The organism is Pseudomonas sp. BP01 (assembly GCF_022760795.1).
GTDB lineage: Bacteria > Pseudomonadota > Gammaproteobacteria > Pseudomonadales > Pseudomonadaceae > Aquipseudomonas > Aquipseudomonas putida_Q.
The window spans coordinates 68,851-88,824 of the sequence record NZ_JAFBKA010000012.1; the positions used below are offsets into that span (position 1 = coordinate 68,851).

Sequence of the window (19,974 nt, forward strand, 5' to 3'; positions counted from 1 at the left end):
CGGGTACTTTTTATAGTTGGGAACGGTCGGTGTTCAGGCCGACAGCAACAGCCTCTGGCGCAGTACCGAGCGATGCCGGCAGGCCTTGCCAAAGGATTGGAAGATGGTCAGGTAATGCGGGTTGTCCATGACCTGGAACTCGGGGTGCCATTGCACGGCCAGGGCAAAGCCCTTGCCGTTCTCGACCGAAATCGCTTCCACAAGGCCATCGGGTGCCAGCGCTTCCACCCGTAGCCCCGGGGCCAGTACATCGATGCCCTGGCCATGGATGGAATTGACGTCGAAGACCGCCGGCAAGCCCATGCGATCGAGCAGGCCGCCGGGCTCTACATGCATGGTGTGGCGCGGCCCATACTGCTTGTCGAGGGGCTCACCCTTGCCTTCGCGGTGGTCCATGAACACACCGGTCTCGTGGACCTTCTGGTGCAGGGTGCCGCCCAGTGCCACATTCATTTCCTGGAAGCCACGGCAAATGCCGAGCACCGGCACGCCGGCGGCGATGGCCGCACGCATCAGCGGCAACGTGGTGGCATCACGCAGCGGGTCGTGATGGGTGCCCTCTGCACTGGCGGGGCCGTTGTAGTGGAACGGCTCGATGTTGGACGGCGAACCGGTGAAGATCAGCCCATCCACCACGTCGAGAATATCGGCGCTGCCCATCAACTCACCAAGGCTGGGAATCACGATGGGCAGCCCACACGCCGCCTTGGCCGCCGCACGCGCGTACTTCTCGCTGATGGTCTGGGTTGCATGCAGCTCGATCATGCTGGTGCATGCGGTAATGCCGATAACGGGCACACGTGGCATATCTTCCTCCGGCAAATCCATATTGCGCGTTGTGTTGAAAGGGAGGGTGCAGCGTCGCAGTGCGAACTTCGGCACCTACAGGAACCAGCGGTATTCGCGGGCATCGATGTGGCGCATGAAGTCCAGTTGCTCCTGGTATTTGTTTTCGCAATAGACCATCACGAACTCACTGCCCAGGCCTTCGTTGACCACCGGGTGGTGACGCATGGCGGCCAGGGCGCTGAGGGCATCCTTGGGGAAGTCGATGCCGCTCTGACGGTTTTCGTTCAGCGGGGCGATGGGCTCGACGCCGCGGTCCAGGCCATGCTCCATGCCGGTCAGGATCGCCGCCAACACCAGGTACGGGTTGGCATCGGCACCGGCGATGCGGTGTTCGATGCGCAGGTTGCGTGGGTCGGACTCGGGGATGCGAATGCACGCATCACGGTCTTCGAAGCCCCAGCTGGCCTTGCTCGCCGCGTTCACCATGGCGCCGTAGCGCCGGTAAGCATTGTGGTTGGGGGCGAAGATCGGCATGCAGTGCGGCAGCAGCTCCAGGCACCCCGCCACCGCATGGCGCAGCTTGCGTTGTTCAGCGCCGGCCAGGATGTTGTTGCCGGCGGCGTCATACAGGCTGACGTGCACATGCATGCCGCTGCCCGGCGCGTCCAGGTACGGCTTGCTCATGAAGCTGGCACGGTAGCCGTGTTTCATCGCGATACCACGGGTGCTGCGGCAGAACAGCGCCGACCAGTCCGCCGCGCTCAGGGCATCGTCGCTGTGGGAAAAGTTGATCTCGAACTGGCCGGGGCCCAGCTCTGCGGTAATGACGTTTGCCGGCACACCCTGCTCGTTGGCGCCATCGACCATCTCGTGCAGCACCGACGAAAAGCGCGACAGCCGCTCGATGTGCATGTTCGGCTGGTCGTCCTCGTCCCCGGTCGCTGTGTCGCGTGGGTACTGTGGCAGGCCGTTGTCGAGCTTGCGGTCGAACAGGTAGAACTCCAGCTCGAAGGCCACCACCGGGCGGATGCCGCGTTTGGCCAGGCGCTGAATCACGCGGGCCAGCACTTCACGGGGCTCGAACTCGATAGGCTTGGCGGTGCCGTCGGAGGTGATGAGCATCTGGGCAATCACTTCATTTTCCCAGCGCACCGGCTTCAGGGTACCCGGCACCAGGCGCCGGGCAGCATCCGGGTCACCGTCGGCAAAGCAGTAGTCACCAATCGGGTAGAGGCCACCCTGGGTGCCCAGCAGCACGCAGTTCTGCGGCAGCTTCAGTGGCGCACCGGCTGCAACCTTTTCCAGCATGTCCATGGGGTAGCGCTTGCCGTAGAAGTGCCCGGGGATATCCAGCGCAATCAGGTCGACATAACGAATTTCTGGGTGCTCCGCTCGGAACGAGCGCACTTCAGCCAGCAGATCCGCAAAGATGACACTCATCTTCTTATCCTTGTGAGGTGAACGAATTCAATTGAAGACCCAGAGCACGCGGGTGGGTTTTGCCGTCAGGTTGGCGTAACGGAACTGCGCGTGGGGTTGCACCTGGAAGCAGTCGTTGGCCTGCAGGGTCACGGCCTCACCCTGGTCCAGCCATACCGTGAGTTCGCCTTCAAGCACGAAACAACCTTGCTCGGAACGGTCACTCAAGTACGCCTCGCCACTGGTGGCGCCAGGCTCCAGATGGCTGTCGAGCATGGCGAAGGCACCGGCAATGGTGGGCGAAGCCAGCACATCGGTAATGCCCGACTCCAGGTAAAGCGTGCGCCGCTCGTGGGGGCGCGTGACCCAACCAATGCTGCGGGGCTTGCTCAGGTTGTAGAAGTACGCGGTCGATACGCCGAGCGCTTCGCTGATGGCAGTGAGGTCCGCCACGGTAGGGCGCGAGACGCCGCGTTCAACCTGAGAGAGAAAGCCCACCGAGCGGTTGATGCGCTCGGCCAGCTCGCCCAGGGTCAGGTTCTTGAATTTGCGCAGGTCGTGAATAAGGATCGCGAGGGCTTCAACCTCTTCGTGCATCTTCATCGATTGGGTTGCCGTGAAATTTTTAGAGTTATTTTTCATGAAAAATTACATGAAAATTTTCACGAGTCAAGCCGAACCCTGAATTTGTGCAGCAGCGAACAGAGGGTTTGGGGGCAAGGATCCGGATCGGCAACGGTGCCGCGGGTTCCTTTAAAGGTGCTCAGGGAGTAGCCTCGGCGGTGAATCTTCCCAGCCCGGCCATTGCCCTCGTCATGCCAAACGGTTTCCCAGAACTGCCCCCGCTTAACGCGTTACGCGTGTTTGAAGTGGTTGCCCGCCACCTGAACTTCCGCCTGGCTGCCGAGGAGCTGGGTGTGACCCAGGCAGCAGTCGCGCAACAGATACGCGGGCTGGAAGCGAACCTGAACCTTCGCCTGTTCGAGCGCCTGCCCCGGGGCCTGGCGCTGACCGATGCGGGCCTGGGTTACAGCACCAGCATTCGCAGCGCATTGGCGATGATCGATGAGGCAACACGCCTGCTACGGCCACAAACCTCTCACCTGACCGTCAGCGTTACCCCTACCTTTGCCTCCAAGTGGCTTATTCCCAGGCTGGGCAGCTTTGCGCAAAGCTATCCAGACATCGATCTGCGTGTGCTGGCCACAGATCGGTTGTCGCACTTCAGCACCGATGGCGTGGATATCGCAGTGCGCTATGGCAAGCCCGAAATCGGCGTGGGTTTGAACAGCGAACTGCTGATGGAGCAGCGCATCGTCGCCGTGGCCAGCCCAAAGCTGTTTGAAGGTACTCATGCCCCTGCCAGTTTTGCCCAGCTTCAAGAATTCATCATGCTGCACGATGCCCATAATTTCTGGCCTCAGTACCTTGCTGCAGTGTTCCCGCAACACACCCAACCGACTGCGAAAAACCTGCGGTTCAATCAGACCTCGTTGGCCATCGACGCGGCCATCAGTGGTCAAGGCATTGCTTTGGCCAGCCTGGCGTTCGTCAGCGATGAAATCGTTGCAGGCAGGCTGGTGCAGGTCTTCGGTCAGCAGCTCAGGCTCGATAAGTCGTTCTATCTGGTGTGGCCACGCAAGCTGCAGCAGCCTGAGTCGCTAGGCGTTGTGCAGCGCTGGCTCAAGCAACAGGCTGACAATAGTTAATCTACTGCCACGGTAAAGTTTGGGTGCCTCCCTCACCGCTGGGGCTGCTGCTAAGGTGATTGCACCTAAGCAATCAGCCGTTCACGTTGGAGGCAGCATGTCAGTAGAAAAAGTAGCGATTATCACGGCCGGTGGCAGTGGTATGGGCGCGGCAGCAGCACGGCGCTTGGCCGCTGACGGCTTCAAGGTTGGCATCCTTTCCTCTTCGGGCAAGGGCGAAGCACTGGCTGCCGAGCTTGGCGGCATTGGCGTAACCGGCAGCAACCAGTCAGTTGATGACCTGAAACGCCTGGTCGACGCCGTGGTGGAAAAGTGGGGCCGCATCGACGTGCTGGTCAACAGCGCTGGCCATGGCCCGCGCGCGCCGATCCTGGAGATCAGCGACGAAGACTGGCACAAGGGCATGGACACCTACCTGCTCAATGTCATCCGCCCGACCCGCTTGGTCACGCCTTACATGCAGCGCCAAAAAGGGGGCGTGATCATTAACATTTCCACTGCCTGGGCGTTCGAGCCGAATGAGCTGTTCCCGACCTCTGCTGTATTCCGCTCGGGCCTGGCCGCGTTCACCAAGATCTTCGCCGACAATTTTGCCGGGGATAACGTGCGCATCAACAACCTGCTCCCCGGCTGGATCGACAGCCTGCCGGCCACCGAACAACGCCGCGACAGCGTGCCGCTCAAACGCTATGGCACCAGCGAGGAAATCGCCGCCACCATCGCGTTTCTGGCCAGCGAAGGCGCTGCCTACATCACCGGGCAGAACATCAAGGTAGACGGCGGCCTGACGCGCAGCGTGTAAATGCCTGTGGCCGTGGTGTGCGCTGCTGCGGTCCTGCGAGGGGCCGCGCAAGCCAGGGAATGAGACAAGTTACTTGCTGGCGACCGATTGATTAACGAGCGGACAGCTCTGGGCGTTAAGAAAACGCGATTTCTTCAGCCAGTCTTGCTGGGGATAATAGGCAAACACGTAGCTGCCGCGCTGCAGCGTCTCGATCAGCTTGCCGGCAATTGCCGGCCGAACGGCTGGGCAGCCCTGGCTGCGCCCCAAGCGCCCGAGGCCGGGCACCACCTTGGGGTCGGCATACGCAGCGGCATGCATCACGATCGCCCGCGACATGCTGTTGTCGTTAAACCCCGGCTCAAGCCCCTGCAGGCGCAGCGAGCGGCCGTGCTTGCCGCTGTAAGTCTGACCGGTTTCATACAGGCCGATGGAGGACTGGTAGCTGTTCGGCGCGTTGGAGAACGTGGTCGGCACATCAGCGCCGCTGTTCTTGCCATGGGCGACCCACTCCTCGAACAACAGCTTCCTGGCGCGCAGGTCGAACACCCACAGGCGTTTGTCACGCGAAGCCTTGGAGTAATCGATCACCGTCAGCAACTTGTCCGCGTCGCTGTGACTGGCGCACGCGTAGGCGGTGAGTGCCAGGGCCAGGGTCGAAAGGCTGGCGTTAGGCGCCAACTGCTGCAGCTCGGCAGCGCTAGGCAGGGGTTGCGCGTAGGCAGCATGCCAAGCGCTGAGGAAAAACAGGCCAATACTGGCCGCTGAGAGCCGCAAGGCTCCCCGCAATGGTTCGAACATCGACATGGAATACCCTGTTGAAAACCTGTCTTTTGTTGCCTTGTTTGCAGCCAAAAGCGGCTACTTTGCTTGATTACCTCAGGAAAGCCGATCACTTCTTGACCAATGGTTTGGATGCTTCACTGCCTTCGGTGCTGATCACCGTGAATTTTCCTTCGGTGCGGGTTTCCCGGGTCGACGCCCAGTCGGTGATCACCAACATCGTGCCGACGTCCATCGCCGTGCGTAAATGACGGCGAAACTCCGGGTTGATGTTCAGTTGCCCCAGTTGTTCATAGGGCGTATTCCCGTACTCCGGGTTGCTCAGGCCCACCACCGACCACCGTAAGGGTAGCGCGCCATCGAGTGCCAGGGCGGATGGTTTTTGCAGCAGGGAATACACCGCCATGCCACTGCGGTGCTGGCTGCCTGCAGGCGCAAATGCTGGCGCCGAGCCGACCAACTGGCCACCGCGATACACGTAGGCACGCAGGTCGGCGCGGCTGATCAGGATCGACAGGGGCCCTGCCGTGGGGTCTGGGTCGTTCCAGAACTGCTGGTTGCTCAGCATCAGCGGGCCTTGGGCCTTGCCGTCGCTGACCGTGGGCGCCAGCACGCCGGGGTGGTAGACCTCCACCGGGGCACTGCTGGTATCGGAAACGATGACGGTGGTCGAACTGAAACCGGTGACTTCGTACAGCTTCTTGGCAAAGTCCATCGGCAGCCGCACGCAGCCATGCGAGGCGGGGTACCCCGGTAGATGGCCTGCGTGCAGGGCAATGCCGTCCCACGTCAGGCGCTCCATGTAGGGCATCGGTGCGCTGTTGTAGAGGCTGGACTTATGCTCGACCTTCTTCTGCAGAATGCTGAATACCCCGGTGGGGGTTTCCCGCCCTGGCTTGCCGCTGCTCACGGTACTGACGCCGATGGCAATGCCATTGCGATAAACGTAGGCACGTTGCTCGGTAAGGCTGACCACTACGGTCACCGGCCCCACCGGCGAGACCTGCGGGTACCAGAGAAACTGGCCAGGCTTGAGGCTTTCAAGCTGGCTCCTGAGTGCGGCCGGTGTGGGCACCTGCAGTGGAGCCGCTTCGACCAAGGCAGCGCTGAGTAACAGACCCAGTCCAAGCGATACATGCAACATCCTATTGCCCTCCATAGAACCCTGCCGCCAGCTTAGTCGGAACACTCCCCGCAAAGCCAACCGTTCAACACGCCGGCCCAGGCTGTAGGGCCAGCACGCGCCCATACCCGGTGCGCCTGGTAACAAATTTGCACACTAAATGTGCACAAAATACCCACTTCAACGTGCAAATCATCCCGCAAAAAAGCCGAACGAAGGCCAGAGATCCGTGGAGCCCGCCTTAAGCGCGGGCTGGTATGAATCTTGTTTGTATACAAGACCAAAAATAAAAGTACACAACCATCACGGAGTCCCGATGGCGTCGATTTCACGTTCCGATGTTGACCAGCTCGATGCTCTCCCGGCCGACACGGCAGGGCCCAGTCAGCTGGCGTTGAGCCCCCGCCTGTACAGCGCCGACCTGGCGCCCACCCGCGCGGCAAATCGCACCTGGGGGCGCTACAGCCTGTTTGCGCTGTGGACCAACGATGTGCATAACATCGCCAACTACTCCTTCGCCATCGGCCTGTTCGCCCTGGGCATGAGCGGCGCGCAGATCCTCGGCGCCTTCGCGCTCGGCGCGCTGGTGATCTACGGCCTGATGAACCTGTCCGGCTACATGGGCCAGAAGACCGGCCTGCCCTACCCCGTGCTGTGCCGGATCAGCTTCGGCATTCATGGGGCGCAGATTCCGGCACTGATCCGTGCGGTGATCGCCATCGCCTGGTTCGGCATCCAGACCTACCTCGCCTCGGTCGTCCTGCGCGTGCTGCTGACCGCCATCGCACCGGACCTCAAGGCCTACGACCAGAACTCGATCCTCGGCCTGTCGACCCTGGGCTGGCTCACCTTCCTCGGCATCTGGTGCGTACAGGTGGCGATCTTCGCCTACGGCATGGAGATGGTGCGCCGCTTCGAGTCCATCACAGGGCCGATCATCCTGGTGGCTTTCGCCTGCCTGGCGGGCTGGATGTACTGGCGCAGTGGCCTGTCGATTGCCTGGTCGAGCGGCAACGCACCAACCGGCTCCACAATGTGGCTGAAGGTGCTTGGCGCCGCTGCGTTGTGGGTCTCGCTGTACGGCACCATGATTCTCAACTTCTGCGACTTTACCCGTAACTGCCCGGACCGGCGCACCATCAGCGTGGGCAACTTCTGGGGCCTGCCGGTGAACATGCTCGGCTTCGCGCTGATCGCCGTAGTGCTCGCCGGTGCGCAGTTCAGCATCGACGGCAAGCTGGTGCAGGGCCCGACCGAAATCGTCGCCGCCATCCCCAACACCGCCGGCCTGGTACTGGCCTGCCTGGCCTTCCTGATCGTCACCGTGGCAGTGAACATCATGGCCAACTTCGTCGCCCCGGCCTACGTGCTCGCCAACCTGGCGCCGAACCTGCTGAACTTCCGCCGCGCAGGCTTGCTCAGCGCCGCGATCGCGGTGGTAATCCTGCCCTGGCACTTGTACAACAGCCCGTCCGTGATCGTGTATTTCCTCGGCGGCCTGGGCGCCCTGCTCGGCCCTCTGTACGGCATCATCGTCACCGACTACTACCTGGTACGGCGCAGCCGGGTGAACCTGCCGCAGCTGTACAGCGAAAGCACAGAGGGCGCCTATCACTACAGCGGCGGGATCAACCTGCGCGCCGTGGCGGCGTTCATACCCGCTGCACTGATCGCCATCGTGCTGGCACTGGTGCCGGCGTTCGAGACGCTGTCGCAGTTCTCCTGGTTCTTCGGAGCTGGTTTGGGCGGGTTGATTCATTACGCCCTTGCCAATCGCAGCGCCAGGTACCAGGAAGTGTCCGGCGAAAGCATTGCGGTAGATAGCGCGCAGCACTGACCGGGATTGGAAGCAGCCACGTGTGGCTGCTTTCGACCAAAGCAGACGGTCACAGCGCACTTTTTGTGAGAGCTGCGTCCGGGATCCACCTGATCCACCACTGGTCAATGACCTGGAGACCTGCTCACTTCCATGATGCGTGCCGCGTCCTTGGCCGGAGGTAAGCCGAACAGGCGCACGTAGTCCCGGCTGAAGTGCGTGGGGCTCTCATACCCAACCTCGAACGCCGCCGCCATCACACTTTTGGCATTGGCCACCATGAGGGTGCGGGCCTGAAGCAAGCGCACGCGCTTTTGGTACTGCAGCGGGCTCAGGTTGGTGACGGCTTTGAAGTGCCGGTGGAACGCTGAAACACTCATGGCCGCCCGCTGTGCAAGCTCTTCAACTCTGATCGCCTGCGCAAAGTCACGGCGTATGAACTGAATAGCCTGGCTTACCCTCGCCAGGGCTGTATCCGGCGCGGCTATCTCCCGCAGCATCCAGCCATGCGGGCCTTGCAACACGCGGTACAGAATCTCGCGCTCATAGACGCGGGCAAGGGCCGCTATCTCTTCAGGCTTGTCCATCAGGCGCAGCATACGTACCCAGGCGTCCATCCGTTCGCACTGAGCATAGCGCTTCAAGTGCCAGGCTCGATGTCCCGAGGGTCGGCCATGAGCGTCAGCGAAATCATCGGCGCAGGCGTGCTCGCCAGGGTCGATGGCGAACTCGTTGCAACGTCTGATGCCACGCCGCGTCATTTTGATTTTGGGGAGGGGAACCTCGCTATGGAACAACACCCCTGCATGATCTCATGCAGGGGTGATGACACATCCGTTGATCCTACTTCAGGCACCTACGCTCAGTCTCATCGGGCAGGTTCGCAACCAGCCGGAACTCCCGCCAGAAGCGGCTCGCACGCGCGTATTGCCGCGTCATGGTGGGGCAACAAGGCTTGCTCCGGCAGGTTCACGACCGTGCCGATCCAAGGGTCCTCGACGGCCGTGCGTCGCCCGGCAAGAGTCTCGACCACGGCGAGCCCGCAGAACGGCCCCATGAGCGGGTCGTAGCCGCCCTCGTGCACGGCCACAACCCGCGATTTGCACACCTCATCGGCCAGGCGCATCACCAGTGTCGTCAGCTCACGATAGGCCTCAGAGTGCAGCAGCTGGCGCCCGAAGGGGTCCATTGCCGCCGAGTCGAAGCCGCTCGCGATCACGATGAGGTCCGGCCGGAAGCGGCGGATCGCAGGGATGACCACACGCTCGAACGCGCCCACGTATGCACCTCGCCCAGATCCTGCCGGAAGCGGGATGTTGAGGTTGGCGCCGATGCCTGCGCCTGCGCCGATGTCGTCAACCTTCCCCCGCCCGATGGGGTAGAGACCGTCCTGGTGAAGGGAGATCGTCAACACCGACGGGTCGTCGTAGAACAGGGTCTCGGTCCCGTTGCCGTGATGAACATCCCAATCGATGATCGCGACACGTGCCACCGCGCCAGTGTGCTGGAGATGGCGGATGCCGACCGCGGTGTTGTGGAAGATGCAATAACCCATACCCTGGTCGGCAACCGCATGGTGCCCTGGCGGGCGAATGAGTGCGTAGGCGTTGCTCACGGTACCCGCCACGACCGCTTCGCACGCCGCGATCACAGCACCTGCCGCGAGCCTGGCGACGTCCGCCGAACCAGGCCCCACAGGCGTCTCACCATCGCCCGCATCGCTCCAGGCCGGGCCGGTCGGATTCAGGATCCGATCGACATACGCCGGCGTGTGCACCCGCAGCAGGTCGGCCTGCGACGCCGGACTGAAGGGCAGCGAAACAAGCTGCTGCTCAAGGCCGCTGCGCGTGACCAGACTTGCGAAGCGGCGCTTGGTATCGCCCTTCTCGGGATGGTCGATCGGCTCCTGCCAAGGCAGGCTCCAGGCCCGGGTATCGTGAGTGGTAAAGCGTTCGTCCCAAATCCAGCCGGTTGTTTTCATGTTCATCGCTCGCTGTCCTGTTGTTCCTTTTCCACCAGGCGACGTTCGTTGCCCAGATCAAGGGTTCGAGAAGTAAGAAGATAAAATGCGCTGGCAGCCACCAGACCTATAAACATCGAGAGGTCGATATCCCCCATTTGCCGTGCGATCCATCCGGTATAGGGCGCCGTGACGAAGAACGGGACCATCACCACCAGCGCGCCGAGGTAGGCGACATTGCCTTGCCATCCCCATCGCCCATAAATCCCTGCGGGGTTGAACAGTTCGCGGATCGAGTAGCACCCCTTGCGCACGAGGTAGAAGTCCACCAGGTTGATGGCCGTCCAGGGTGTGAACAGGTAGGCAAGGAATACCAGGACGTTTCCGTAGAACACGTTGAACCGGTCCTCTCCGACCATTGCCGCGACAACCCATACCGACAGCGTCATCGCAACGATCGTGACAGCTCGCATGGCCAGCGACGGCCGCACCCGGCGGAAGCAGTCGACGATCGAGATCAGGGTCAGGCTGCCGCCATAGGCATTGAGCGCCATCACCACCAGCAAGCCGAGGAACAGCAGCGCGACCGCAAGGTGCCCGCCCCCTGGGAACAGGCTATCGCCACCGTGCGCGATCGCCATGATGACTGTGGCGCCGGGCGTGGCCGCCGCGAGCAAGGAGCCCAGGCCGATCACCCAGAGCGCCGAGATCGCCGACGGCAGGTAGGTCCACAGGAACGACGAGCGCGTGGAAACGCTGGGGGCCAGGTAGCGGGAGTAGTCGGACACGTAGGGCGCCCAGCCAAGCTGGAAGCCCGCCACGATGACGAAGGTGGTGGCGAAGGCATGCCATTCGACAGGGCCAGGCTCGAACACACCCGCAGGAATCGTGCTGCGTGCCACCGCGGCGAAGGTCAGCACCACGATCGTCAGACCGAGCGGAACGACCAGGAAACGGTTGACCCGGTGGATCCAGCGGTAGCCATACAACGCCAGGGTGCCGGCGAACAGTACTGCGATCGGGAACCCCCAGGCGGTTGGAATCCCCAGTAGAAAATGCAGGCTTGACCCCGCCAGGATCGCGTCGGCGACGTTGTAGTTGAAGTAGTTGACGAGGGCGAAGACCCATACCGTGATCGCGGCGCCGAAGAAGCCGAACTGCGCCCGGGACTGAACCAGCTGCGGAAGGCCCAAGTGCGGCCCCTGCGAGGAATGCAGCGCCATGAAAAGCGTGCCGAACAGCGAGCCGCACACGGTCGCGACCAACGTCCAGAACAGGGGGCCACCCAGCGCCAGTGTCGTGACGCCGGTCGCCATTGCGGTCAGGTTGATGTTGGCAACGATCCACACCGCACCGAGATGTCGCACGCTGCCGTGACGCTCAGACACCGGCACGAAATCTACGGAGCGCCGTTCCGCACCATCGGACCGGCCCCGCGCGATCGCGGGCCTCACCGAGGCACTTTGCCCATTGGATGTCATTCTCATTTTCTTGTTTTCCTGGGTGAGATTGATCAGGGGTGCATCATTGATGCTGCATTTATCGAGCGCTCGTTGGTCTCCCTTACAGCTCGATGGCGGTAATGGGCCAGGTGCCTTGACTCAACCGGCGCCCATCGGCAGCGGTTGCCCCTTGGCATTGGCCAGCAGCGCGGCGGCCAACCGGTCGCGTTCACGGGCATAGTCGCGGGAGATATCAGGCCCGCGCTGCCGGGTGGCCCATTGCGGATCGGCCAACAACGCGGCCCCTTGCGCCTCCGGCAGGTGACGACCTCGGATCAGGTCGGACAATCGCTCGGCCAGCACCAGGGTGGGTGCCTGCAAGTCGCCAGCGGTGGCTGCCGGCATCAGCGAGGCGTCCACCACACGCAGCCCGTCGACCCCGCGTACCCGGCCATCCGGGAAGGTCACCGCGGCGGCGTCGCTGCCCATGCGGCAGGTACCGCAAGGGTGGTAGGCGCTTTCAAGCTTCTGCTTGAGAAACGCATCGATGGCGGCATCGTCCTGCACCGCCGCGCCTGGCGCCAGTTCCCGGCCCCGATAGGGCGCGAAGGCCGGCTGGGCGAAGATCTCCCGTGTCAGGCGCACGCACGCCCTGAACTCCGCCCAATCATCGGCATGGGTCATGTAATTGAAGCGTACCCGCGGCATGCTCTGCGGGAGGGCGTCACGCAGCCTGACCCAACCCCGGCTCTTGGAGCGCTTGGTGCCCACATGCACCTGGAAACCATGCCCTTTGGCAAGCGTCTGCCCATCATAGGAGATGGCCAACGGAAGAAAGTGAAACTGGATGTCCGGATAAACGATGCCCGCCCGGCTGCGAATATGTCCGCCGCTCTCGAAGTGGTTGGTCGCCCCGAGCCCGCGCCGGGTGGCGAGCCACTCGATCCCGATCCTGGCCTTGCCCAGCAGGCTCTGGGTAGGGAACAGGCTGACCGGCTGGGTGCACTCCATTTGCAGGTAGAGTTCCATGTGGTCCATCAGGTTCTCGCCCACTTCAGGCGCGTCGTGGATCACCGCGATGCCATGCTGCGCCAGCTCTTGCGCCGGGCCGATGCCTGACCGCTTGAGGATCACCGGGGACATGATGGCGCCCGCCGACAGAATCACCTCCCGCGTGGCCATGGCGCTGGCGGGCTTGCCGGCCACCGAGAACACCACGCCACTGGCGCGCTGGCCTACGAACATCACCCGGTCGACCAGGCCGCCCTTGATCACACGCACATTGCCGCGGGCGATGGCTGGCCGCAGATAGGCACGCGCAGCGCTCATGCGACGTCCGTCGCCGACGTTCATCTCCATCGGGCCGAAGCCCTCGTGCTGGCGACTGTTCATGTTGTCGCTGACGGCGTACCCCGCCTCGTTGCCGGCTTCGACGAAGGCCTGGTAGAGCGGGTTGGTCTGAAGCCCCCGGCTGATGCGCATCGGCCCCTGGGTCCCGCGTAGCAGCCCACCGCCCTCGACGTTTTCCAGCCGCTGGAAGTAAGGAAGCACGTTCGACCAGCGCCAGCCCTCGGCCCCCAGCGCTTCCCACAGTTCGTAATCCATCGGGTTGCCGCGCACCCAGCACATCCCGTTGATCGACGAGGAGCCGCCCAGCCCCTTGCCACGGGGCAGGTTCACCTGTCGGCCATCCAGGCCAGGCTCCGGCTCGGTCTTCATGCCCCAGTTGAAGCGCTTGGTGTTCATTGGGATCGAAAGCGCGGCGGGCATCGACACGATGACCGAGTTGTCACTGCCACCGGCTTCGATCACCAGTATCTGCACACCAGGGTCTTCGCCAAGGCGATTGGCCAACACGCAGCCGGCGGCGCCGGCGCCCACGATGATGTAGTCATAGCGCCCTTCGTCGTGCGGGCTGGAAAACGCTGTTTGCTCAGGATTCGACATGGTACTGATCCCCACCGTCGTATAGCTGGAGACAGACCCGCCCACCTCGCGCGGCAATGCCGGCCCAAGGCTCGGGGTCTGGGTTGGGTTGAAGGCGTGGCGGCGTGGCCTGGGCTGGCTAGCCGACGATCACGTAGAACTTGAGCATCGGCACTGGTTGGCGCCAGGTGCCACGAAAGCCCTTGGGCACCAGGAAGGAGTCACCTTGGGTATAGGTTTCGCAGAAGCCTTCCGCCTCCAGCGTGACCTCGCCCTCCAGCACCACCATGAACTCGTCGGCCGGGTAGCTTTCGTAGCGCTCGGTATACGGCTCGCAGCGCCAGATACCCGATTTCACCGGCGGTTCGCCACGGCTGAAGTAGGCATGGTCAAGGCCCATCGGCCGGCCTTCGATTAGCTCGGCATGCTCAAGGGCTTGGTTCGGCAATTGTTGCCAGCCTGCGGGACCAGTGGAAGAAAAACGGATCGGAAGGAGCATGATGGAGCCTCGGATTTGCGTGTTGAGATTGACAGTCAGGCTAGGGTCGGGCTTCCATGCAGACAAGTGACAAGATTTCTGCCTGCGTCACCTCAGGTTACGGAGCCACCTCCTTGAGAAAGCACCAGTCCCTGACCGCGCTACGAGCCTTCGAGGCCGTTGCCCGGCTCAACAGCATTTCGTGCGCCGCACAAGAACTGCATGTCACACGCCCCGCAGTGTCCAAGCAGGTTGCGCAACTGGAGAGCGACATGGGCTGCTCCCTGCTGATGCGTACCGGCAATGTGATCCGCCTGACACCGGCCGGTCGCGAGCTGTTCGTGGCCCTGCAACAAGCCTTCGAGCTGATCCAGCTGACCACTGACACCATCAGTCGCCGGGCACGCCAGGGCGAACAGCTGAGGGTGCTGGTATGCCGTGACTTCGCCTCGAGCTGGCTGGCCGGCCAGGTCGGAAAGTTCCTGGTCGCCAACCCTGGAATATCCGTGGAGATCACCGCAGAAAAAAACGCGACCTTCCGCCTCGACGAAGATTTCGACTTCCGTATTTTCTATGGCATGCATGGCGCCAAGGTCGGTGGCGGGCTGGAAGCGTCCGAGCTGTGCCGCTGGATCGATCTGCTGGTCTGCACCCGCGACTTCGCCCAGACCTACCTAGGCGAAGGCCGCAAGCCTTGCGATGCGCCGTACCTGATCGATGCCAACTACGACATCTGGGAGGAATGGTGCGCCCTGACCCGGCTCGACCCCGGCGGCGCACGACGCCAGCAGACGATGTTCAACGAAACCACCCTGTGCCTGTCCGTCGCGGCATCTGGGGGTGGCCTGACCATCGGCGACAGCTTCCTGGCCATGCCTGCCATTCGCGCAGGTGAGCTGATCGTGCCCTACCCACTCGGCCTGGTTAGCGCGCAGAACTACACCCTCTTCAAACCCAAAAGGCCAAGTTCCCCCGCGAGCCAAAAGTTTGAAATCTGGCTGCGTGGCGCGATAGAAAGCTACCAGGTGGGTGTGCGCCAAACGCTGACAGAACAGGGCATTCAGGTCATGGAACGTCACCGGATTTGCGCTATGGGGCGTTAGCGGTCAGGGCTGCTATCGACCCAAAGCGGACTGTCGCTCCGATTTCACCTTCTTGCCGCTAGAAAGCTTTCTCTTTCATCTGCACGTGCAATGCACCGACAATTCTGAAAAAAAGCGCGGCTTCTGCGTCTCGTGTCGTTCATACATTCCAAAAGAGGGTGAAATGCTGATGGATTTGTCTCGAGACGCGGCGAAGGCTCTTCTTGACGCAGGTATCGACGCCACTGCTGCCCTTAACAGTGGCGTTGCTGCATTCATCTGAAGAGGACCATGCTGGGCTAAAAAAACGTTCGGCAATATGATGGCAAGCGTTCTGGCGGGCACAGTGGATGTTGCGGTACAGACTTATCCGGAGCTGAAACCCAATAAGGACATATGGATGGGAATCGCTAGGGAGTGCGCTGCAAGAAGGGTCTTTAACAAGAATGAATGAATGACTCGACAGCGTAGCAAGCGTCCACTATGGGTAGATGGTGGTCATTGTCGACCGGCAGTATCGCCCCATATCAAACGCTTGCATTAAGGCCTACAGATCGGGCTTAGAACGTACCACGCAAGGTCAACAGGTATTCACGGGGGTTACCGTACCAATTGTTCATCGCGTTGGTTCCCACGGTCTGGTAGTACTTCTTGTCGAAGATGTTGTTGACGTTAACCGATGCCGTCCAGTGCTTGTCGATTTCGTAATCGACCAGAGCGTTCCACACGGCATAGCCTGGCTGCTCGTACTCGAATGGATTCACGGTGGTGACGGTGTTTCCGAACGCATCCTTTACAGAAGAGGTTCCGCTGACGTAGTTTCGGCTCTGGATATTGGCGCCGAGGCCAAGCTTCCAGTGGTCCAGATCCCCTGGCAGGCGATAGCTGGTGAACAGCTTGAGCAAATGCTTCGGTGTTTGAGTGCTCAGCGGTTTGCCTCGGTTGGACGCTGTGCCGGTCTTGACCTGCTCGTTGATATTGAAAGTGTAACCTGCCCCGACTTGCCAGTTCGGCAGAAGCTCGCCGGTGATCTCGGCATCGAAGCCTTTGCTGACGATCTTGCCACCGTCTTCGTAGCAGCATGGGTTGCCGATCACGGTTTCGGAATTGAGCAGCATGGCCTCGTTCTCGCGCTTGGTGTAGTAGACCGCCAGCGAGAGGTTGGCTTTTTTGTCGAACAACTCGGCTTTAGTGCCCACCTCATAAGTATCACCCGTCATAGGCTTGAGCGACTGGTGATCGGTGCCCAAGTAGTTGGTCTGCGGGGTGTAAATCTGGCTGTAGCTGGTATAGACCGACCACTGCTCGTTCAGAGTGTAGACAAGCCCACCGAACGGGGTGATCACCCCGCTTTCCTTGCCGCCGGTAGGGTAAACTTGGCCATCGGATGGCGTCACGCTGGTGATGTTGTCGTCGTAGTCCGAATAACGCGCACCAACAATCAGTTTTAACGGCTCGGCCAGCTGCGCGCGCAGGGTAGCGTAGGCGCCGCTCTTACGCTGGTTCCATGCGGGGAAGTTGATGTACATCCCAGGCATGGCACCTTCAGGCTGATTGCTGATGTCGTCCTGACGTGGGTCGACCGGGATGTTGGCCATGCCTAGACGGAATGACTCGAAACCGCGCCGGGTTTCCTGATGGTCGATACCGAACAGCACCTCGTGCTCCAGGCCGAATGCACGAAAACGCCCGGAGACGTTGGCGTCGTAAAGGTCTTGGTCAATGGTGTAATTGCGCCCCCAGCGTGAGAACAGCGAGCCTCTTCCAGTCGTGCTGTCGAGGGTACCGGTTGCCTGGCCGATGTTCTGGGTGATGTCTTGGCTGTAACGTGTATAACTGCCGTTGACCTTCCAGTCTTCATTGAAGGCGTGCTCCAGTTTGACGAACAGCTCGTTGGTTTCGTAGTTTGCTGTGGACCAGTCCGCGCCCAGTGATGTGTCGCGGGACAAACCAATGTCGTCGCCAGTGTTGTACCGAGGCAGTCCACTGTCCCAGTAACCCTTTATCTTGCGCCACTGGTGACTGCCGCCAAACGTCAGCAGCGTATCCGGTGTGAGGTCGGCTTCAAGGATCCCATAGTAGATTTCTTTCTTGCTGTTGGTGGTGTCGTAGAAATAATCGCGATCTTCGACGGCGACCACACCTCGCCCACGCAAGCGACCATCTAAACCGAGCGGCCCGGTGACATCGACCTCCTGGCGATAGTTGTCCCAGCTGCCCGCCGAGGTAGTGGTCTTGAGCTGGTTGAACGCCAATGGCTTCTTACGCACCAGATTGAGGGTGCCGCCAGGCTCACCGGTCCCGCTGAACAGGCCATCAGAGCCTCGCAGGATCTCGATATGGTCATACATGGCCATGTCTGGCAACGACTGATAGTTCTGCTGGCGGATCGCCGGAGCACCGCCGTCAGTCTGCACGCTGGTGACCTCGAAACCACGGGAGTAGAACTTGGTATCTACGCCGTTGCCGCCTACCACGGTGATGCCGGTCAGTTTATCCAGCGCCTGTTCCATGTTGGTGATGCCCTGATCCTCGATGTTCTGCCGGGTCAACACCGAGACCGATTGGGGAATCTCACGCAGCGCCACGGGAGTTTTACCCCCAACCGATACAGCGCCTGCGGTGTAGGAACCGGTATTTTCTGTCGTCAGTCCAAGGCCCTGGCTTTGGATGATGGTCGAACCCAGCTCCAGGGCCTTGTCGCCGACTTGGACTTTTTCGATCAAAAGGATGTCACCGTTGAAACTCGCCTTCAGTCCGCTTCCACCGAGCAAACGCTGAACCCCTTCACCGGCGCTGAACTGCCCGCTCAATCCCTTGCTCTCCTGCCCCTTCAGTACCTCGCTGGCCACCATCAGCCTCAGACCTGCCTGGTCGGCAAAACGCGTCAAAGCTTGGTCCAGCGAACCTGGAGCAATGTTAAAGGTGTGGAGCGTGCTCTGAGTGCGTTCGGCCGCCTGCGTCGCAGTAGTCATGGCAAAGGCGGCAATGGTGGTAATGGCGAGGCTCAGGGCTGTCCGGCGAATCAAGTGCTGCATGTGTCTCCCCTTGCTGAAATCAGCGAAATAAAAATCACTCTCGACAGGAAAAGACGACAGGCTGCAAAAAGCCGACAGCGCGATAGCAAAAAATTTTCAGCGAGACACACGCACCCTGGTGTTGTCGCGTTCGATGACGGTCAGCCAGGGCAGTTGGCGAATCCGCACAGGGAGCGAGCGTTGCAACAGCTGCAACTGTGCCGGCAAGTCATTGGTGCCGACGATGCCGGTCACCGGCAATTGGCGCAGCTCTGCGTCGCGGATCCAGATCAGCCCTGAGTGATAAGGTTTCATGGCGTCAAGCACATCACCAAGCGTGCGGTTGTTGAAGACGAGACGATCATGCAGCCAGGCAGTTTCGGCACTCGCGTCTACTGCGTATGGCTGGGACACGCCGTTGTCGTCATAGTCCAGCGCCTGCCCTTCCTGAACCTCAGCCGTTTGCACGGCATCGTTGGCTTGCACGTCTACCCGCACCGCATGTTCAGTGACCACCAGATGGACACTGCTGTCCTGCCGACGCACATCGAAAGCGGTGCCCAATGCGCGCATGCGCCCCTCGCCCGCCTCGACGTCGAAAGGCCTCTTTGGATCAGCAGCGACCTGCACGTACAGCTCGCCGCTATAAAGTCGCAGCACTCGCCGCGATCCATCCACATCGACGTCCACTCGCGTCTGCGGTGCCAGTTCCAGGCGCGAGCCATCCGCCAGTTGCAGCGTACGGCGTTCACCCACTCCCGTGCGCTGGTCCGCCATCCAGCCGTTCTCAGCTGCATGCCATGTCAGCCCGCAGGCAAGTCCCACCGCCAGCACCAAGCCCAAAACCGGCAGGCGCTGGGGGCGTGATACGGGGCATTGTAGGGCGCTACCCAACTGCTCCCACAGCCGTTCAGCCGCCTGTGCTGCCCGCTGATGCTCCGGCGAGGTTTCGCACCATTGCAGGTAACCCTCCCAGTCGACCTTCTGCTTGTCGCCCGAGTGCAGGTCGACCAGCCACTGCAAGGCTTGTTCGCGCAGGGCAGACTGTGTGGCTTGAAAATCAGGCACGTTCACTTAGTCTTCCATCAGCACTAGGCGGCTGGCGCAGTGACTCAACGCCCGCATGATGTACTTGCTGACCATGCTCGGTGAAACGCCAAGCCGTTCGGCAATTTCCGTGTGCCCCAGCCCGTCGATGCGGTTGAGCAACAGTGCGTGGCGGCATTTTTCGGGCAACTCGTCCAAAGCGTTGTGCAGCAGGCGCAACTGCTCGCGCAAAAGCAGAAGCTCAGCTGGCCCCGGACTGGAGTCGAGCAACTCATCCTGAAGATCGTGCAACGATGCCTGAGTACCACGCCGCGAACGGCTGCGACAAAAGTCGATGATCAGGTTGCGCATCACCCGGATCAGGAAGAACTGCGGATTGCTGATGCTCTGAGTCCGTGCTTGGCGGTCGAGGCTCACATAACGCAGGAAAGTGTCTTGGGTCAGGTCCGCAGCCAGATCACGATCACCGAGACGACGGTAGGCGAGTTGCTGGAGTTCGCGGTGGTAAAGGCGAAACAACTGCTCCATTTTGTCGGCCACTGCGCGCTCCGAGAGAGGTGACATCCATTTTTTGTGGAGTGAGCATACTGACTGTGAGAATC

General features: G+C 61.3%; 16 protein-coding genes and 1 pseudogene. 4 read left to right on the forward strand and 13 right to left on the reverse strand.

Translation table 11 applies throughout. The features are described from left to right. Positions 1-33 precede the first annotated feature (33 nt). The 3 genes from JOY50_RS12840 to JOY50_RS12850 form a co-directional block, all read right to left on the reverse strand. Entirely contained in the window at positions 34-807 is a 774-nt protein-coding gene (locus JOY50_RS12840) for a gamma-glutamyl-gamma-aminobutyrate hydrolase family protein (protein WP_243055329.1), read from the reverse strand. A gap of 75 nt (positions 808-882) precedes the next feature. Next, positions 883-2,229: a glutamine synthetase family protein gene (locus JOY50_RS12845; protein WP_243055330.1), complete on the reverse strand. Its 1,347-nt coding sequence runs from the start codon at positions 2,227-2,229 to the stop codon at positions 883-885. Between the two features lie 27 nt (positions 2,230-2,256). Next, on the reverse strand, positions 2,257-2,811 hold the full coding sequence (locus JOY50_RS12850) for a helix-turn-helix domain-containing protein (RefSeq protein ID WP_132846227.1): 555 nt from the start codon (positions 2,809-2,811) through the stop codon (positions 2,257-2,259). A gap of 212 nt (positions 2,812-3,023) precedes the next feature. Between JOY50_RS12850 and JOY50_RS12855 the strand changes: the two genes are divergently transcribed. Then, positions 3,024-3,917 carry a LysR substrate-binding domain-containing protein gene (locus JOY50_RS12855; RefSeq protein WP_132846272.1) on the forward strand — a complete coding sequence of 298 codons (894 nt, stop codon included), beginning with the start codon at positions 3,024-3,026 and terminating at the stop codon, positions 3,915-3,917. A 97-nt stretch (positions 3,918-4,014) separates the two neighbouring features. Next, a complete protein-coding gene (locus tag JOY50_RS12860) occupies positions 4,015-4,719 on the forward strand; it encodes an SDR family oxidoreductase (protein WP_243055331.1) in 705 nt (234 codons plus the stop codon). 69 nt (positions 4,720-4,788) lie between these two features. Here the strand turns inward: JOY50_RS12860 and JOY50_RS12865 are convergent, their stop codons facing one another. Together JOY50_RS12865 and JOY50_RS12870 are read right to left on the reverse strand one after the other, a co-directional pair. After that, positions 4,789-5,499, reverse strand: coding sequence for a murein L,D-transpeptidase catalytic domain family protein (locus JOY50_RS12865; RefSeq protein WP_405045986.1), 711 nt, complete (start codon positions 5,497-5,499; stop codon positions 4,789-4,791). 91 nt (positions 5,500-5,590) lie between these two features. Beyond that, complete coding sequence (locus JOY50_RS12870; protein ID WP_132846224.1) at positions 5,591-6,625, reverse strand: L,D-transpeptidase; 1,035 nt, start codon at positions 6,623-6,625, stop codon at positions 5,591-5,593. A gap of 295 nt (positions 6,626-6,920) precedes the next feature. Here JOY50_RS12870 and JOY50_RS12875 point away from each other — a divergent pair, with 295 nt between their 5' ends. Next, positions 6,921-8,441: an NCS1 family nucleobase:cation symporter-1 gene (locus tag JOY50_RS12875; protein WP_132846223.1), complete on the forward strand. Its 1,521-nt coding sequence runs from the start codon at positions 6,921-6,923 to the stop codon at positions 8,439-8,441. A gap of 104 nt (positions 8,442-8,545) precedes the next feature. Here the strand turns inward: JOY50_RS12875 and JOY50_RS12880 are convergent. From JOY50_RS12880 to JOY50_RS12900, 5 genes and pseudogenes are all read right to left on the reverse strand, one after another. Continuing rightward, positions 8,546-9,043: pseudogene (locus JOY50_RS12880) on the reverse strand (helix-turn-helix domain-containing protein); the annotation flags it as partial. A gap of 245 nt (positions 9,044-9,288) precedes the next feature. Then, entirely contained in the window at positions 9,289-10,407 is a 1,119-nt protein-coding gene (locus tag JOY50_RS12885; protein WP_063425245.1) for a class II histone deacetylase, read from the reverse strand. Further along, positions 10,404-11,867 carry a cytosine permease gene (locus tag JOY50_RS12890; protein WP_081238019.1) on the reverse strand — a complete coding sequence of 488 codons (1,464 nt, stop codon included), beginning with the start codon at positions 11,865-11,867 and terminating at the stop codon, positions 10,404-10,406. Before JOY50_RS12890 ends, JOY50_RS12885 begins: the two co-directional genes overlap by 4 nt. Before the next feature lie 114 nt (positions 11,868-11,981). After that, positions 11,982-13,769: a choline dehydrogenase gene (locus JOY50_RS12895; RefSeq protein WP_063425241.1), complete on the reverse strand. Its 1,788-nt coding sequence runs from the start codon at positions 13,767-13,769 to the stop codon at positions 11,982-11,984. 118 nt (positions 13,770-13,887) lie between these two features. Continuing rightward, on the reverse strand, positions 13,888-14,247 hold the full coding sequence (locus JOY50_RS12900; protein WP_041167805.1) for a cupin domain-containing protein: 360 nt from the start codon (positions 14,245-14,247) through the stop codon (positions 13,888-13,890). Between the two features lie 113 nt (positions 14,248-14,360). Here JOY50_RS12900 and JOY50_RS12905 point away from each other — a divergent pair, with 113 nt between their 5' ends. Further along, positions 14,361-15,329: a LysR family transcriptional regulator gene (locus JOY50_RS12905; protein WP_081238017.1), complete on the forward strand. Its 969-nt coding sequence runs from the start codon at positions 14,361-14,363 to the stop codon at positions 15,327-15,329. 539 nt (positions 15,330-15,868) lie between these two features. Here JOY50_RS12905 and JOY50_RS12910 read toward each other — a convergent pair. The 3 genes from JOY50_RS12910 to JOY50_RS12920 form a co-directional block, all read right to left on the reverse strand. After that, complete coding sequence (locus JOY50_RS12910; protein WP_243055333.1) at positions 15,869-18,346, reverse strand: TonB-dependent siderophore receptor; 2,478 nt, start codon at positions 18,344-18,346, stop codon at positions 15,869-15,871. Between the two features lie 96 nt (positions 18,347-18,442). Beyond that, positions 18,443-19,399: a FecR family protein gene (locus JOY50_RS12915; RefSeq protein WP_132846218.1), complete on the reverse strand. Its 957-nt coding sequence runs from the start codon at positions 19,397-19,399 to the stop codon at positions 18,443-18,445. Further along, on the reverse strand, positions 19,400-19,912 hold the full coding sequence (locus JOY50_RS12920) for an RNA polymerase sigma factor (RefSeq protein WP_063425235.1): 513 nt from the start codon (positions 19,910-19,912) through the stop codon (positions 19,400-19,402). Positions 19,913-19,974: the final 62 nt, after the last annotated feature.

Excerpts from the sequence above, each read along its gene's own strand:
- JOY50_RS12840 (WP_243055329.1), bottom strand. The coding sequence starts at position 807 with ATGCCACGTGTGCCCGTTATCGGCATTACCGCATGCACCAGCATGATC.
- JOY50_RS12845 (WP_243055330.1), bottom strand. The coding sequence starts at position 2,229 with ATGAGTGTCATCTTTGCGGATCTGCTGGCTGAAGTGCGCTCGTTCCGA.
- JOY50_RS12850 (WP_132846227.1), bottom strand. The coding sequence starts at position 2,811 with ATGAAGATGCACGAAGAGGTTGAAGCCCTCGCGATCCTTATTCACGAC.
- JOY50_RS12855 (WP_132846272.1), top strand. The coding sequence starts at position 3,024 with ATGCCAAACGGTTTCCCAGAACTGCCCCCGCTTAACGCGTTACGCGTG.
- JOY50_RS12860 (WP_243055331.1), top strand. The coding sequence starts at position 4,015 with ATGTCAGTAGAAAAAGTAGCGATTATCACGGCCGGTGGCAGTGGTATG.
- JOY50_RS12865 (WP_405045986.1), bottom strand. The coding sequence starts at position 5,499 with ATGTTCGAACCATTGCGGGGAGCCTTGCGGCTCTCAGCGGCCAGTATT.
- JOY50_RS12870 (WP_132846224.1), bottom strand. The coding sequence starts at position 6,625 with ATGTTGCATGTATCGCTTGGACTGGGTCTGTTACTCAGCGCTGCCTTG.
- JOY50_RS12875 (WP_132846223.1), top strand. The coding sequence starts at position 6,921 with ATGGCGTCGATTTCACGTTCCGATGTTGACCAGCTCGATGCTCTCCCG.
- JOY50_RS12885 (WP_063425245.1), bottom strand. The coding sequence starts at position 10,407 with ATGAACATGAAAACAACCGGCTGGATTTGGGACGAACGCTTTACCACT.
- JOY50_RS12890 (WP_081238019.1), bottom strand. The coding sequence starts at position 11,867 with ATGAGAATGACATCCAATGGGCAAAGTGCCTCGGTGAGGCCCGCGATC.
- JOY50_RS12895 (WP_063425241.1), bottom strand. The coding sequence starts at position 13,769 with ATGTCGAATCCTGAGCAAACAGCGTTTTCCAGCCCGCACGACGAAGGG.
- JOY50_RS12900 (WP_041167805.1), bottom strand. The coding sequence starts at position 14,247 with ATGCTCCTTCCGATCCGTTTTTCTTCCACTGGTCCCGCAGGCTGGCAA.
- JOY50_RS12910 (WP_243055333.1), bottom strand. The coding sequence starts at position 18,346 with ATGCAGCACTTGATTCGCCGGACAGCCCTGAGCCTCGCCATTACCACC.